15 protein-coding genes are annotated in these 14,144 nt (G+C 65.8%); 8 read left to right on the forward strand and 7 right to left on the reverse strand.

The features are described from left to right. Positions 1-151: 151 nt before the first annotated feature. The gene (locus tag Q4I23_RS23100; protein WP_498527770.1) at positions 152-940 is read left to right on the forward strand and encodes an alpha/beta fold hydrolase; all 789 of its coding nucleotides are present in this window, start codon (positions 152-154) and stop codon (positions 938-940) included. A gap of 270 nt (positions 941-1,210) precedes the next feature. Here the strand turns inward: Q4I23_RS23100 and Q4I23_RS23105 are convergent, their stop codons facing one another. Then, positions 1,211-1,558, reverse strand: coding sequence for a hypothetical protein (locus tag Q4I23_RS23105; RefSeq protein WP_174449378.1), 348 nt, complete (start codon positions 1,556-1,558; stop codon positions 1,211-1,213). 32 nt (positions 1,559-1,590) lie between these two features. Between Q4I23_RS23105 and Q4I23_RS23110 the strand changes: the two genes are divergently transcribed. Then, on the forward strand, positions 1,591-1,935 hold the full coding sequence (locus Q4I23_RS23110) for a hypothetical protein (protein ID WP_498527771.1): 345 nt from the start codon (positions 1,591-1,593) through the stop codon (positions 1,933-1,935). A 123-nt stretch (positions 1,936-2,058) separates the two neighbouring features. Here the strand turns inward: Q4I23_RS23110 and Q4I23_RS23115 are convergent, their stop codons facing one another. Then, entirely contained in the window at positions 2,059-2,532 is a 474-nt protein-coding gene (locus tag Q4I23_RS23115) for an Lrp/AsnC family transcriptional regulator (RefSeq protein ID WP_247887859.1), read from the reverse strand. Positions 2,533-2,794: 262 nt separating this feature from the next. Here Q4I23_RS23115 and Q4I23_RS23120 point away from each other — a divergent pair, with 262 nt between their 5' ends. The 6 genes from Q4I23_RS23120 to Q4I23_RS23145 all read left to right on the forward strand — a co-directional run bounded on the left by Q4I23_RS23120 (position 2,795) and on the right by Q4I23_RS23145 (position 9,439). Then, positions 2,795-3,760 (forward strand): GHMP family kinase ATP-binding protein, encoded by a 966-nt coding sequence (locus Q4I23_RS23120; RefSeq protein WP_498527772.1) that lies wholly within the window; start codon positions 2,795-2,797, stop codon positions 3,758-3,760. Continuing rightward, positions 3,750-4,835 carry a cysteine synthase family protein gene (locus Q4I23_RS23125; protein WP_498527773.1) on the forward strand — a complete coding sequence of 362 codons (1,086 nt, stop codon included), beginning with the start codon at positions 3,750-3,752 and terminating at the stop codon, positions 4,833-4,835. Before Q4I23_RS23120 ends, Q4I23_RS23125 begins: the two co-directional genes overlap by 11 nt. Next, a complete protein-coding gene (locus Q4I23_RS23130; protein ID WP_498527774.1) occupies positions 4,835-6,061 on the forward strand; it encodes an ATP-grasp domain-containing protein in 1,227 nt (408 codons plus the stop codon). Before Q4I23_RS23125 ends, Q4I23_RS23130 begins: the two co-directional genes overlap by 1 nt. A gap of 27 nt (positions 6,062-6,088) precedes the next feature. After that, on the forward strand, positions 6,089-7,021 hold the full coding sequence (locus Q4I23_RS23135) for a DMT family transporter (protein ID WP_149651367.1): 933 nt from the start codon (positions 6,089-6,091) through the stop codon (positions 7,019-7,021). A gap of 65 nt (positions 7,022-7,086) precedes the next feature. Then, positions 7,087-8,628 carry an argininosuccinate lyase gene (argH, locus tag Q4I23_RS23140; RefSeq protein WP_200483949.1) on the forward strand — a complete coding sequence of 514 codons (1,542 nt, stop codon included), beginning with the start codon at positions 7,087-7,089 and terminating at the stop codon, positions 8,626-8,628. A 22-nt stretch (positions 8,629-8,650) separates the two neighbouring features. Then, a complete protein-coding gene (locus Q4I23_RS23145; RefSeq protein WP_498527775.1) occupies positions 8,651-9,439 on the forward strand; it encodes a JAB domain-containing protein in 789 nt (262 codons plus the stop codon). Positions 9,440-9,503: 64 nt separating this feature from the next. Here the strand turns inward: Q4I23_RS23145 and Q4I23_RS23150 are convergent, their stop codons facing one another. The 5 genes from Q4I23_RS23150 to Q4I23_RS23170 all read right to left on the reverse strand — a co-directional run bounded on the left by Q4I23_RS23150 (position 9,504) and on the right by Q4I23_RS23170 (position 13,276). Next, positions 9,504-9,752, reverse strand: coding sequence for a hypothetical protein (locus tag Q4I23_RS23150; protein ID WP_149651370.1), 249 nt, complete (start codon positions 9,750-9,752; stop codon positions 9,504-9,506). Continuing rightward, positions 9,749-10,627: a DNA/RNA non-specific endonuclease gene (locus Q4I23_RS23155; protein ID WP_498527776.1), complete on the reverse strand. Its 879-nt coding sequence runs from the start codon at positions 10,625-10,627 to the stop codon at positions 9,749-9,751. The genes Q4I23_RS23150 and Q4I23_RS23155 overlap by 4 nt, the downstream gene beginning before the upstream one ends. A 108-nt stretch (positions 10,628-10,735) precedes the next feature. Continuing rightward, complete coding sequence (locus tag Q4I23_RS23160) at positions 10,736-11,884, reverse strand: hypothetical protein (RefSeq protein ID WP_498527777.1); 1,149 nt, start codon at positions 11,882-11,884, stop codon at positions 10,736-10,738. A 2-nt stretch (positions 11,885-11,886) separates the two neighbouring features. Then, entirely contained in the window at positions 11,887-12,399 is a 513-nt protein-coding gene (locus Q4I23_RS23165) for a DUF4365 domain-containing protein (protein WP_376993573.1), read from the reverse strand. Positions 12,400-12,613: 214 nt separating this feature from the next. Further along, complete coding sequence (locus Q4I23_RS23170) at positions 12,614-13,276, reverse strand: hypothetical protein (RefSeq protein WP_376993574.1); 663 nt, start codon at positions 13,274-13,276, stop codon at positions 12,614-12,616. Between the last annotated feature and the right edge of the window lie 868 nt (positions 13,277-14,144).

Consider the following 14,144-nt stretch of genomic DNA (forward strand, 5'->3'; position numbering starts at 1 on the left):
TTCGGGAGCCTCGGAGCGAGGAAAAACGCTCCTTCCCGACCAAATCGCCCGCTGAAACCCGCATTTTTATCCTCAACAGAGGCAAAAGGCCGAAATATGTTCGTTTTTCCGCACCCTGTTACGTGTGCGCCATGGCGGGAATGGCCCGCCGGTGCTCCTTCTCCATGGGCATCCCCGCACCCATGCCACATGGCACCGCGTCGCCCCGCTGCTCGCTGCGCATCACACCGTCGTCTGCCCGGACCTTCGTGGCTTCGGCCAGTCGTCGAAGCCCGCCGATACGCCGGATCATGAAGGATCATCCAAGCGTGCCAAGGCCCGTGACTGCGTCGCGCTGATGCGTCACCTCGGCTTCGACCGCTTCGCCATCGTCGGACATGACCGGGGTTCCTACACGGCCTTCCGCACGGCGATGGACCATCCCCAGGCGATCACGCATTTGGCGGTGCTGGACGGCGTTCCCATCGCAGAGGCCCTGGGACGTTGCAATGCCCGCTTCGCCCAGGCCTGGTGGCACTGGTTCTTCTACGGCCAGCCAGACAAGCCGGAGCGGGCGATCCTTGCCGATCCAGACGCTTGGTACGGCGGCTCGCCTGACGCGATGGGGGCCGAAGCCTACGTCGACTACCGGGCGGCCATCCACGACCCGGACACGATCCACGGCATGATGGAGGACTACCGCGCTGGCCTCGGCATCGACCGAGAGCATGACGAAGCGGACCGGCAGGCGGGGCGGACCCTCGCCTGCCCGACCCTCGCCCTGTGGTCGCTACGCGATGACCTCGAAGCTCTCTATGGCAATGTCCTCTCCGTCTGGCAGCCATGGGCGCGAAACCTGCGCGGCCGTGGTCTGAACTGCGGTCATCACATGGCCGAGGAGGCGCCGGAGGAGCTTGCCGGAGAACTCTTGGCGTTCCTGGCGACGGAGAGTGAAAGATGAGAGACAGGCCCAAGCAGCAGACGAATTCGCCTCGAAGAACCACGAATAGGGCACTCCGGCACGCTTGACGTCGGATAAAGCGCCTGGGAGTCCTATGGAACGTGCCGAAGCGGTCGAAACTGCGTGGCGTTGGCGCACATTCTCGGCACTAACGGCGAAAATTCGCGTCCAAGAGCGCATTTAGGCCGAATACATACAAACATACTCACACAATCCTCAACCAGCCCCCGTCGTTTTGCATGCCGAGGGGGCTTTGACACGATAGCTGCTTTACGTGTCTGCCCGGCCGTCCTTCGCCTCATGGTGCCGCGCCGGTGGCTCGGCGGGAAGGGTGCGCCAGGATGCGATGGCCCTGACTGCCTGCAAGGCGCTGGCGTTGTCAGCGATGTGGACATGGCGGCGGAGTTCCGCCACGGCGGGCCATTCGCCCTGCTCGTGAAAGACCTGCTGCACGGCTTCCGCCATCTCCTTGCTCACGACGAACACCAGCAGACCTCGCAGAGTTGAACGCCTGGACAATGAACAGGCCCTGGCAGCGCCAGGCAAGCGACCTTTCGTCAGGCGCTTGGCGGGAAGGGGAAATTCCTGCATGACGAAGACGTGGCTGTTCGGTAGCATCAAGCCACCGCCGTTCCCTCATGAATAAGCACATGAAACTGCCATCCGCAGCGCTCCGCGGATTTTACCGAATTACTCTTGCCGCCCTGCTGATGCCTTTGGCCGGTCACGCAACCCTCGCAGCCGAGATCTCCGTGATCGCCGGAGACCGGATCGAAGTGGAAGGACGGGACATCCATCTCTGGGGCGTCCGGGCGCCGGAGGCCGATGCCATGTGCCATGGAAATGGCCAGGGGGAGCCATGCGCCAAGGTGTCCCGCCGCCTGCTCGAGGCCCTGATCGGTAAGGATGAGGTCATCTGCATCGTGAAGGCGGCAGGCCGGACAAGCCGGTCAGCGCCCAATGCTCGGTCGACGGCGCCGATCTCGGCCACCTGATGATCACCTCGGGATGGGCGACGGACGACCGGGCCGAGAGCGCGGGGTTCTACGAACTCCTGGAACAGGCAGCGCGCACCGAACGGGTGGGGATGTGGAAGTATCGGTGAGGCCAGCGCCCGGTCAGGCGTCGATCGGGATCCTGGTCTCGTACTTGACCCGGCTGATAACCGTCAGTGTAATAAAGCGCTTCACCAGTGGGCTGGCGTAAAGAGTGGCCCGGGAGAACCGTTCGAACTCGGCCATGTTCTTCACACAGACGACCAACACGTAATCAGTGATGCCGGTCACCAGATAACACTGCATTACGCAGTCATGGGCGTGCATGGTTTTCTCGAAGGCGTCCATCAGCACTCGGTCGTCGCCTTTGAGCTCGACGCTCACGATCAACTCGATGTGGGTGCCGAGCTTGCCAGGATCGACGATCGAAACATCCTTAACGATGATCCCGGCTTCGCGCAGCCGTCGAACCCGGCGCAGGCAGGTTGGCGGCGACACGGCGACCGCGTCCGCCAACTCCAGATTGGTGATCTGGCTGTTCTGCTGGAGCAGGTTGATGATCTTCCGATCAATTTTGTCTATTTCGACGTCCGGCATGGGGTTCCTGCTCGCTTGACGAGATTTCATACTTATGAATGCCTCGCAACGTGACGTCAATTTTTCCATCATGACAAATCAGACGGCGAACTTAGAAATTTTATACCACCTAAATGGCGCTACAGTTTGCTCATGAGCACGAAGCAAACCATCGGCGAAAACAAAAACAACTGAGTGATTTTGCAGGACGTCGGGTTCAACCCGCACGCATTCCCTGAGAGACGTCTAACAAAAATAGACACATTCAGTGAAGAGGTATAGGATGCCCGGAGACGTAATCTCTCGGCTTGCCCCCGTTCGCCTTGGCGTTGGGGGTCGGCAACGGAAAGAACAGGGTTTCGGCCGCGTCAACGGCCATCACGGCGAGATCCTCCAAGGGATCTTTCCCGACGAGACGGGGCGCCTGCACCGCGGCCTGGTCACCCTCCCGTGCAACATCGTTTCATCGGCCGCCGTCTTCCGACCGGCCGCTGGCCCGCTGGTCACCGTTCCCGACGACAAGCGCAAGGCGGCCGACGCCGCGCGCCTGGCTCTGGATACCCTGGGCCTGCATGACCAGGGCGGTTACCTGACGGTCGAGAGCGACATCCCGGTCGGCCTCGGCATGGGGTCCTCGACCGCCGATGTGGTGGCCGCTATCCGCGCCGTCGCCGACGCCCACGGCGCGGCCCTCGGTGCCGACGAGGTCGCCCGGCTGGCGGTTCGGGCCGAGACGGCCAGCGACAGCATCATGCACGGCGATCTCGCCGTGCTGTTCGCCCAGCGCGAGGGCGTCGTCCTGGAGCACCTCGGCCCCGCGCTGCCAACGCTGGAGGTTCTCAGCGTCGACACCTCCCCCGGTTCACCGGTGGACACTCTGAAGCAGCCCGCCGCCGTCTACGACGAGTGGGAGATCCAGGCGTTCCGGCCGCTGCGCGGCATGCTCCGGCGTGCGATCCGCACCGGCGATGCGACTCTGCTCGGCCGGGTCGCCACGGCCAGCGCCCGCATCTCCCAGCGCCACCTGCCCAAGCCCGCCTTCGAGGAGATCAACGCCATCGCGGCCTCCATCGGGGCGCTCGGCATCCAGGTCGCCCACAGCGGCACGGTCGTCGGCCTGCTCTTCGACCCCCGCAACCCGGCCACGGCCCGCCGGATCGCCGAAGCGGCCGCCCGCCTCAAGGCCTTCGGCCTGCCCCCCGCTTTCCATTTCCGCACCGATGCCGCCGAGGTCCGCCATGTCGCTTGAGATGACCATGTCCCAGCCCCTGTCCCGCGAGGCCCGCGGCTTTCCCGACTATGAACTTCCCCGTTTGGTGCGACTGACGGACAACCTGCACGGCGCCGCCTTCTTCCTGATGAAGCTGCTCCCGGCCCGTCACATGCTGGACCGTGCGGCGGCCGACGGTCGTCTGAAGCCGGGCGGCACCATCTGCGAGACGACGTCGGGGACTTTCGGGCTGGCGCTCGCCATGCTGGCAGCGGTGCGCGGCTACAAGCTCATCCTGGTCAGCGACCCAGCCATCGACGAGCACCTGCACAAGCGCCTGCTGGAACTGGGCGTCACGCTGGAGATCGTCGAGAAGCCCTATGAGGTTGGCGGCTTCCAGACCGCCCGCCTCGACCGGCTGCGCGCCGCGCTGGAGGCCAACCCGGGCAGCTTCTGCCCCTCGCAGTACGGTAACGCCGACAACCCGCGCGCCTATGCCGAGGTCGCCGAGCAGATCGCCGAACGTCTCGGTCATGTCGACTGCCTCGTCGGCACAGTCGGGTCCGGCGGCTCGATGTCGGGTATCGCCCGCTTCCTGCGCCATCTCAACCCCGATCTCCACGTCATCGGCGTCGACACCCCCAACAGCGTCGTCTTCGGCCAGCCCGACGGCAAGCGGCTGCTGCGCGGCCTCGGCAACAGCCTGGTGCCGCCGAACGTCGACCACCGCCAGTTCGACGAGGTCCATTGGGTCGGCGCCGCCGAGGCGTTCCTGGCCACCCGCCGCCTGCACCAGCACCACGCGCTCTATCAGGGCGCCACCAGCGGAGCAGCATACCTGGTGGCCGACTGGTGGGCGCGCACCCATCCCGACCGTAAGGTGGTGACGCTTTTCCCCGACGAGGGCCACCGCTACGTCGCCAGCATCTACAATGACGACTGGCTCGCAGCGCTGCCGGGCTGGACCGGCGTGCTGCCCGAAGCCCCGCAGCCGGTGACGCATCCCAGCGACGTCCGGCCCAGCTGGAGCAGCTACCGCTGGGACCGCCGGATGCTGGACGAGGTGCTGGCGGCGGCCAACCCGGCCGCGCGCGACCTCGCGGAGGCCGCATAATGCCGCGCCTCCTGCTCTTCATCGAGAGCAACACGTCCGGAACCGGCCGCCTGTTCGCCCAAACCGCCCGTGCCCTCGGTTTCGAGCCGGTGCTGATCAGCCGCCAGCCCAGCCGCTATCCCTATGTCGCCGAGGACGCCGTCCGCAGCATCGAGGCCAATACCGCCGACCTGACCGTCCTGCGCTCGCTTGTGCAGCAGCTGGCGCCCAGCGAGGGGGTGGCCGGGATCACCTCCAGTTCGGAATACTACATCGCCACCGCCGCTCGCCTAGCCGCCGAACTCGGCCTGCCGGGGCCGGATGCCGACGCAGTGGCCGCCTGCCGCAACAAGGCAACCCAGCGCCGCCGCCTGGACGAGGCCGGTGTCGACCGCGTGCGCCATGCCGAGGTCACCGACGCCGCCGATGCCGTCCAGGCCGCCATCGGCATCGGATTGCCCGTTGTCCTGAAGCCGGTGGCCGGATCGGGCAGTGTCGGCGTCCGGCTCTGCGCCACGGTGGCCGAGGTGGCGGCCCACGCCAGATCGCTGCTCGCCGACCCGACCTGTGGCGCGCTGCTGGTCGAGGAAGCGGTCAAGGGCGACGAGTATTCGGTGGAGATCTTCCACGACGCCGTCATCGGCGTGACCCGCAAGCACCTGGGCGCCCTGCCCCACTTCGTCGAGATGGGCCACGATTTCCCGGCGCCGCTAGCCTCGACAGCGGCAGATCGGATCGCGGGCTTCGCGCTCGCTGCGACGCGGGCGCTCGGCCTCACCTGGGGGCCGCTGCATGTCGAGCTTCGCCTCGGCGAGGACGGCCCGCACCTGATGGAGGTCAACCCGCGGCTGGCTGGAGGATTCATCCCGGAGCTCGTCCGCCAGGCCACCGGCATCGACCTCATCCGGGCGACCGTCGAACTGGCCGTCGGCCGGACACCGGTGGTGACGCCGACCCGCCGCGAGCACGCAGCGATCCGCTTCCTCACGCCCCCCGACGACGGACTGTGGTTCGCCACCGAGGGCCTGGAGGCGGCACGGGGTGCGCCCTTCCTGCGCGACCTGCGGCTCTACCGTGCATACCCGCTGCTGATAGCCCGCCGCGGTGATTTCCAGGACCGCCTCGGCCACGCGCTCACCAGCGCCCCCACCCTGGAGGCAGCCGTGGCCGCCGCCGAACTGGCGCGCTGCGCCATCCGCTTCCGTGTCGCGGCCGACGGCACCGGAACCCTTGCCACCGTCGCCTGACCGGAACAGCAGCAGGAGCCCCCTTCCATGTCCTCAACCTCCATCGCGGCCGCCGGACCGTCGCGCACCGGGGCGAACCCGGCGCTGCTCTCCCTGCTGGCGGGCGCGCTCGCCATCGCGCTTGCCCCCATCCTGGTGCGGGTCAGCGAGTTGGAACCGATCGCCACCGCCTTCTACCGGCTGGTCATCGCGCTGCCCTTCTTCTGGCTCGGCATGCTCGCCGAGCGCAAGGCGCCCCGGACGACCGCCCGCACGCCTGTCACCGCCACCAACATGGCGCTGATGGGGGTGGCCGGGCTGATGCTGGCGGGCGACTTGGCACTCTGGCATCTCAGCATCACCATGACCTCGGTTGCCAAGGCGACGCTGTTCAACAACTGCGCCCCGATCTTCGTCGCCCTGATCGGCTGGCTGCTGTTCGGCGAGCGGATCGGCCTCGGCCTGATCGTCGCCCTGGCGGTTTCACTGTCCGGCATGACACTGCTAATCGGCGACGGACTGTTCGTGTCGGTGGGAAGTGCTGCGGAGGGGCAATGGCAGGGTGACGCCATCGCAGTCAGCACCGCTGCCTTCTACGCCATCTACCTGATGGTGGTGAAGCGCCTGCGGGCCAACCACTCGACCAGCGTGATTATGGCGGGATCGAGCGCCGCCGCTGCCTTGGTGCTGGCGGTGGCCGCCTGGCTTGAAGGCGGCCCGCTGCTGCCCGCGACCGCCTGGGGCTGGGTCGTGGTGCTGGCGCTGGGCATCGTCTGCCATGTCATCGGCCAGGGACTCATCACCCACGCGCTGGCCCACCTCCCCGTCACCTTCTCGTCAATTGGCCTGCTCATCCAGCCGGTCGCGGCGGCGGCGCTGGCCTGGATGCTGTTCGGCGAGGCTCTCGGCCCCCTCCAGTGGCTCGGCGGCGCGCTGGCGCTGGTCGGCATCACGCTGGCCCGCCGAACCTCCGGCCGCTGACTCGGCGACTAGCCACGCTCTGACCAACCACGCACCCGAAGCCCTTCTCACCGGGAGTCACCCTCATGGTGATCAGCAACGCCCAGATCCTGGCCCACCTCGGCGACACCGGCCGGGTCGCTGGGACGCTCCATCCGAAGGCTCAGGCCATCCTGTTCGGCGACGTCGCGGACGACGCCATAGACCGAGACCTGCCCTGGATCACCCAAGTCGACCGCGCACACCTTGTGATGATGGCGGAGACCGGTCTCTTGCCGATTGCGCACGTCTCCCCGCTGCTCCGGCGCATCGATGAAATGGAGTGCTCGGGCTTCGCCTCCCTGCGTGGTCGGTCGGCGCCGCGCGGTGTCTACCTGCTCTATGAGACCTACCTCATCGCTGACCTCGGCGAAGAGATCGGTGGCGTCCTCCAGACCGCGCGCTCGCGCAATGATCTTGGGGCCACCGTCTTGCGGATGCGGCTGCGCCAAGTGGTCGCCGACCTGCTGACCGGCCTGTCCAGACTCCAGACAACCCTGCTGCGCCGGGCCGAGGACTGCGCCGACGCGGTCTTCCCGATATACACCCACTACCAGCCCGCTCAGCCGGTGACGCTCGCCCACTACTACGCCGGGGTGGCTGCGGCGCTCGACCGTGACGCCGAGGCCTTGCACGCCGTGCTGAGCGACCTGGACCGTTGCCCGCTTGGCGCCGGGGCAGTGGGCGGCACCGGCTTGCCCATCGACACCCGGCGTACGGCGGCACTGCTCGGTTTCTCGACGCCCTGGGCGCATTCCATCGACGCCGTCGCCTCGCGCGATGCTGTCCTCCGTCTGCTGGCGGCGCTGGGTATCCTCGGCGTGACGGTCAGCCGTCTCGCCCATGACCTCCAGTTGTGGACCACCGGCGAGTTCGGCTTCCTGACGGTGGCCGACGATCTAGTCGGCACCAGCTCGATGATGCCGCAGAAGCGCAACGTCTACATGCTGGAGCACATCAAAGGCATGGCGGCCGCGCCGATGGGGGCGCTGACGGCGGCAGCGATGGCAATGCACGCCACACCGTTCTCGAACTCCATCGCGGTGGGCACCGAGGGCGTCAAACCGGTGTGGGCGGCGGCTTCCGGAATGGCCGACGCGCTGACCCTGGTCCGGCTGATCGTGGCCGGAGCCGAACCGAACCAGGGGGCGATGCGCCTGCGAGCCATCTCCGGACAGACCAATGCCACCGCGCTGGCCGACTGGCTGGTGCGCGAGCGCGGGATGCCGTTCCGTCGCGCCCATCACGAGGTCGGCGGCGTCATCCGCGGCATGATGGTCCAGGGTGTCGTGGACCTTGCGACGGCCGCGCGCGACGCCCATCCCGAATGGTTCCACGGGGAGCGCTCGCCGCACCTGAAGCCAATAGATGTTGTCGCCGCCCAGGAGCATGGCGGTGGTCCAGGTCCAGATTCCACGATTCGGGAGATCGAGCGGGTGCGGGCGTCGCTGCGCACCCGCCGCGCGGCTCTGGTCGCACAGCACCGCCGGTGGCGTGCGGCACGGCAGACCCTGCGATCGGCGGTGGAGAGGGTGCTCGACATCGCGGTCATCGACCGGCCGGGCCAGGGCCATCCGGCCGGGGCGTGACCCAAGCAGCGGGAACATCGACATGCGCAGCGCAGCCAAACCCAGCCCAAGAGCGAGAAACGGGAAACGAACGGTTCCCGGCTTGCGTCCCTATCCGGCCACGATCGGCTTGACGGTGGACCGTAGCTTGGAGGTCATTCCGGACGAGGCGTTGCTGGGCTGCCTGCTCACACTGGCAGACCCAGAAGTTGATGGCGATGTGTTGGCGCTACGCCTACTGGCTGCGCACGGTTCCTTGGAGGAGGCGGTCGCGGCGGCTTCAGTGGGGAACTTACCCGGCGGTGTGGCTTCAGACGGCCACGCCGTCGTCCGGTTCCAGGCCGTTGTCGAACTCGCAGCCCGCTTGGTCCGGCCCTCACTGGAGCGCCACCCGGTTTTCGTCGCCCATGACAGCTTGGTGGCTTACAGCCGTCTTCGGGCCGCCTGCTCCACGGTGCAGGCGTTGCGGCTCCTGTTCCTCGACGACCGCCGCCACCTGATTGCCGACGAAATCCATCAAACGGGGACATTCGGTAACGTCGCGATCTACGTTCGGGAGATCATGGGCCGCGCGTTGCAGATGGAGGCCCGCGGGCTGGTCATCGTCCACAGCGGTCCAGATGATGACCCGCCGAACCCGGCGGGGGCCCGGACATCCTGTGCGGACATCCAGCAGGCGGGAAAGTTCCTCGGGGTGGAACTCGTTGAATACCTTCTGGTCGGCAGACGCTCGTATTGCACTCTCATCCAGGAACCAGCCGATGCCCGTGTCGGCCGCCGCTTTTCTCCGGTGGCAGGTGATTCCGGACCGTCGCCGGACCGTAAACGTTAGTGGACCGGTTCGGATACCGCCGTGGCTGATGACCTCGCGTTCCACCAGTTGGTCGGTGTCGCCATCACTTGAAAGGGTTGTCCACCGTGTCCGTCGGCTTCGGCGGCGGGACATGGTCCGGCAGGTCTTTCTCGGCCTCTAGGGACTGCACAACGGCATCGAGCAGGGACTTGAGCTTTCGGGCATGTTCCAGCCCTTGCTTGTCGCGGGTGAGGTCGATTGATCCGTAGACGGCCACACAGTCGGAGCCATTCTCGACCTGGAGGTCTCCGATCTGTGTGGCCCCGGTATCATCGGCGTACGGCTTGATCATCGCATCAACTCCTTCAGAAACTTCAGGACGTTGCTCTCAGAGAAGCCCGGCTCGTCTTTTTTCCGTCCTCTCCCCGGCGCGCGGGGCTCAGGCAGCGACATCGGCGATGCCTTGGCCTCGGCGGAGATACTGGGGAAGACCGCAATGCCGGTGACATCCTCCAACTCAGCAATGGAGATCCGCTGGTACTCGTTCCCCGACGCATTGGGCACGAGATAGGCGGCAGCCTCACGGCGGCGTGGGTCGTAGATGGCTTTGAAGACGTGCGTGGGCACCAGGACCCGGCCGCCGATGCGCTGGAGGTTGGAGCCTTGGAAGACGGGACCGGTCACGACATAGACCTCGCCGCGGGTGTTCCCAAGATGCCGCGTCGCACCTTCGATGGCACTCCAGATCCCGCGGTTGCTCTCTCCAACCTGGGGGATCATGTTCGCCAGGGAGAAGCTCTCATGCTGTGCTTTCGGCGTCGGCATGTCACCGTTCGGCGCCATGTGCCCGCGGTCGAATCCGGAGCGCTTGTAGTCGGCCAGTTCCGCCCGCTCGTCCCGTGGCAGGGCCGTCTCGGCGTGAAAGGCGCTCGCCTCGGGGCGCTCGAGGTTCTTCGCCGCTACGACGCTGTCCCGGGTCAGGTGCTCGACTGCATAAAGCGGGGTGCGCGTCACGCCGGAATGCAGAACGGCGAACGCTGAGTAGCAGAGCTCCCGCGTCTTGGCTGCCAGCTTCGGATTGATCAGGTCCGGCGCCACGGCCCCGGCATAGTGGGCCGGGCATGCCGTTGCCGCGGCATCGGCCGTAGCCGGAATGGTGAACAGAACGAGCGCCGGAAGCGCGCAGGCAACCGTCCATCGGGCAATGGCATGTGGTCCGCGAGGCATATCTTCTCCATTCCCCGAACAGGCTGAAGCTACGACAGCTTGCGGACGGATGTCACGTGAGCCGAAGATCGAGAGCTACCAGAGGATTCGTCGGCTCTAAACAGCTGCTCACTCACCTGGAAGAACTGAGAAATCCATGGGCGCCGCGAGCGTCCAGGTTCGGCCGCGGTGCTCCAGGATACCCCGGACGCTGATGAACCTCCCGGCCTTGTGTGCCTCGACGGCGCTCAGGTAGTCCTCTGGAGCCAGGTAGATGCGGACCCTGATTAGGCCGTGGTCCTGGCTGTCCCAGTTGACGATGATCTCACGGTCCGAGTTGTTCTGAAGGAGGTCCGCGGGATTCCCTTCGGTCTCCAGAGTCCTGATCCGACCCACGACATGGGCGGGGCGCTTAACCTCGTCGGCGCGCAGGGTCCTGGCTGCGGCTCGAAGTAGGTCCACGTGACGGATTTCAATGGAGAACTCCGACCGGTCCTGTAGTCCGTCAGGGGCCTGCCATTCCGGGGAGAGATCGATCCCGATCCTGAGCTTAGCGAGCCCGGTCCGCTCCACCAAGTCAACCAAGTCATCGCACATGTTCGCGCTGAGACCTGCCTGATACTCCTGGGTGATGGGTGACGGATCATCCTGCTTTGCAGCCCGTTGCACTGCGTCAAGGCCGCGCGCGAGCCTCTGCACGACCCGCCTGGCAAAAGGAACCTCCTGCGGGACACCCGCCATCGTCGGTTCGTCGTTCAGGCCTACGGGGGATTCGACGACGAAGCCGAAGCTGCCTCGGAAGGTGTGCCCGAAGCGGCATCGGCTCGCGTAATCGGATGCTTCTTTCCGGGTCCGGCCGAAATACTTGCCGGGAGCTAACTCCGTGGTGGCGGTGCTGCCGAGGAGCGCCCTCATGCTCTCGATGAACTCCGCGGCGAGCTTGAGCTCGATCGTGTCCTGGCGGACATATTCGTCGGGTACTCTGCTCCTGATGATGTCGAACGCGATGGAGCGGATGTCCATCGCAAGGTCGACGAGCGGGCGCTCCTCAAGCTGAGACAGTGTCTCTAGCGCTGCTCTGATGCTCGGCAACGCACGTTCCCTGTCCATCGCCGTGGGCACGACGATCTCGATCTCGTCGTCCCCGCCCTCCGCCGGGAGCGTGAAGAGGACAAGTTTGCGTTCAGTGAAGCTCCGCGCAGTCCAGCCGTGCATGGCCAAGTACCGTCTCAAGACGTCTGCGGATATGTCCCGGATGCCTTCGGTGTCCTGGGTCATCGTCACAACCCCAAGCGCCTGAACCGCTCATGGTCCAGTATGGCGTTCAGACTCTCCACGGTCAGCAGGTTCGTTCGCGGGATCCGAATGCGCTTCGTTTCCACGTTATCCGTAGGCGCTCCCACCAGTCGCTCCCAGTAGCAGCAGCGCCGAAGCTCCAGCCGATCCTCCTGGAATACAAGCCATTCAGCCTCGTCCTTGGGCAGGCAGAGGAGGATGAGAACGGCGCCTATCTCTGCCGGTTCACGCCCGACCAAGTCGTTGTAGGTCTTTGCCTCAAGATCGTAGACGACGAACCCGCCGTCATGTTCCCAGTCGGTCGTTGCCTTCAGCTGGAAATCGAGAGGGAATCCGGAATCGTTCCGGCGCCCGTTGCGGATCTTCACCGGCCGGAACTGCCCGTCGAAGCCGTAGTCGAACGCGCTGCCCAGGTTGAAGTTCACGCCCGCGCGCCCTGCGACGGCGTGGATGAAGGCCCGGCTAAGGCACTCTTGCGTATGCTGCTTCGTGATCACGGGAAATCGTCGAGCAAGGTGACCGTAGGCTTGTCATAACCCACCATGGGTCGCTCGACAAATGGAGAGTTCGCGTCATAGCTGTCCGCGCGTCGGGCCATCGGGATCCACGTCTCCATCACCCCCCGACCCGCCTCACGAGGCCACCGACTGTTTCACCGATCCGGCATCCTTTCCCAAGGCAGCCCAGCCGATCCATGATGGAGGAGTTACCCTATGCGGGGACCGGCCGCCGGGCCAGCCTCAGGGCGTCGTAGAGAAGCGCGAAGATCGCGTCGGCCTGGGCGTGCGCGTTCTCGAGCAGAAGCCTCTCCACGTGCCCGGAGAAGGCGGTGACGTCGAATTTCGCCTTCGGCGACGAGGCCGCGTTCGCCCGGATGGCCCCGACGAGCCTGTCTACGAGCTTGCTTTCGTCATCGTCGCAAGCAACCCCGTCGAAGGCGGGGTTCACGGTGATCCAGTCCCAGTCCACGCGGGCATGCTGGCGGCCGGTCCTCACGTAGACGTAGGGAATGCCTCGCCGTTGGCACTCCCCGTGCCAAGCGTCGAGGGCCGGGCGGTCGCCGTCCTTGAACACCGCCCAGATCCGGTCCGGGAGATTGGGCGAGCGGGCGAGAGCATCAAGCGCCGGGAGCGTCGCGACCCGATGGCCGAGGTCGGCCAACCGCGCGGCGAAGGCGGCCTGATCGACGGTGGCGAGGGGTGGCATCTCAGCGCCGTTCTCCCGCGTGCGGGTGGCAAGCGTGATGCCCGTGCGGCTGCCAAGGGCAGCGGCCAGGGCCTCGGAGAGGTGCGAGGAGCCCACAGCGGGAAGGTCCGCCCGCAGGGAGCGCTTGAAAAAGGCGAGGTTGTCGTTCGTGAGGGCAAGCAGGGCCATCTCGGATCCTAACGCTCGGTCGATGTCCGCCGATTACGCATCGACCGCGTGGGGATCGCGGCGGCTCACGAACCGTCCTCTTTAACCCGGCGGCAGGTCTGGTGGGACAACCGTACGCACGGTAGCAAACAGCTCCGGCCCATGCAATCGCAATGGCTGATCGCCAACAACCGTTGCATGAATTCAATGGGCCGCATCATCCGGCGGAGCGCCGTGGACAGCAGGCTTTCACGAAGGCGCCCATAGGGAAGCCACAGACGATAACGCGGTGTCCCCAAAACCCAGGGCTTGTGTAGGACACCGTTCGACCGGGCCAGTTCAGGCGCTTAGAAGCTCCCGCTCTCGGATGTATGCGATGACGGGCAGGAGGCTCTTGGCCTGGGGATTGCCGTGGGGGCCGAGATGGTTGATCGAGAAAATCTCATCAGCCCGCAACCCGCGCCTCCCCACCTGCATCTGATGCTTCGACGGCGGGTGGGCACCGGCGCAGAGCCGGAAGCTCGTTCACCGGGGCGAGAGACGACCGCGCTCGGAAGCATTTTTCAACAGCTTTTCATTCAAAACAATGGCTTAACGGACTTTCAAGCGCCAGAATAAAAGAGAGATAACGGAACCCCGGGGCGCCGCACGGGCAGGCTTCGCCTACGCCCATCCCGGTCTGCGATGTTCCCTGCCAAGCCGAGCCAGTGGCTCACTCCCGTTCCCGGCTGATCGCCCTCCGGATTGGCGGAAGCTGGAGTCCCACGTCGGCGCGGGAGGCAGGCACTGCCGAACAGTCTTTTATTCTGGCGCTTTTTTTTCCGGCAATCCATTGATAAATATGGATTCTGTCTCTTATACACATCTGACGCTGCCGACGATTATACGC

Source organism: Azospirillum sp. UFLA03-27 (assembly GCF_059803775.1).

Bases quoted from the DNA above. Each gene is read 5' to 3' on its own strand.
- Q4I23_RS23120 (WP_498527772.1), top strand. From the start codon at position 2,795: ATGCCCGGAGACGTAATCTCTCGGCTTGCCCCCGTTCGCCTTGGCGTT.
- Q4I23_RS23145 (WP_498527775.1), top strand. From the start codon at position 8,651: ATGCGCAGCGCAGCCAAACCCAGCCCAAGAGCGAGAAACGGGAAACGA.
- Q4I23_RS23150 (WP_149651370.1), bottom strand. From the start codon at position 9,752: ATGATCAAGCCGTACGCCGATGATACCGGGGCCACACAGATCGGAGAC.
- argH (WP_200483949.1), top strand. From the start codon at position 7,087: ATGGTGATCAGCAACGCCCAGATCCTGGCCCACCTCGGCGACACCGGC.
- Q4I23_RS23160 (WP_498527777.1), bottom strand. From the start codon at position 11,884: ATGACCCAGGACACCGAAGGCATCCGGGACATATCCGCAGACGTCTTG.
- Q4I23_RS23135 (WP_149651367.1), top strand. From the start codon at position 6,089: ATGTCCTCAACCTCCATCGCGGCCGCCGGACCGTCGCGCACCGGGGCG.
- Q4I23_RS23105 (WP_174449378.1), bottom strand. From the start codon at position 1,558: ATGCTACCGAACAGCCACGTCTTCGTCATGCAGGAATTTCCCCTTCCC.
- Q4I23_RS23110 (WP_498527771.1), top strand. From the start codon at position 1,591: ATGAAACTGCCATCCGCAGCGCTCCGCGGATTTTACCGAATTACTCTT.
- Q4I23_RS23155 (WP_498527776.1), bottom strand. From the start codon at position 10,627: ATGCCTCGCGGACCACATGCCATTGCCCGATGGACGGTTGCCTGCGCG.
- Q4I23_RS23130 (WP_498527774.1), top strand. From the start codon at position 4,835: ATGCCGCGCCTCCTGCTCTTCATCGAGAGCAACACGTCCGGAACCGGC.
- Q4I23_RS23170 (WP_376993574.1), bottom strand. From the start codon at position 13,276: ATGGCCCTGCTTGCCCTCACGAACGACAACCTCGCCTTTTTCAAGCGC.
- Q4I23_RS23115 (WP_247887859.1), bottom strand. From the start codon at position 2,532: ATGCCGGACGTCGAAATAGACAAAATTGATCGGAAGATCATCAACCTG.
- Q4I23_RS23125 (WP_498527773.1), top strand. From the start codon at position 3,750: ATGTCGCTTGAGATGACCATGTCCCAGCCCCTGTCCCGCGAGGCCCGC.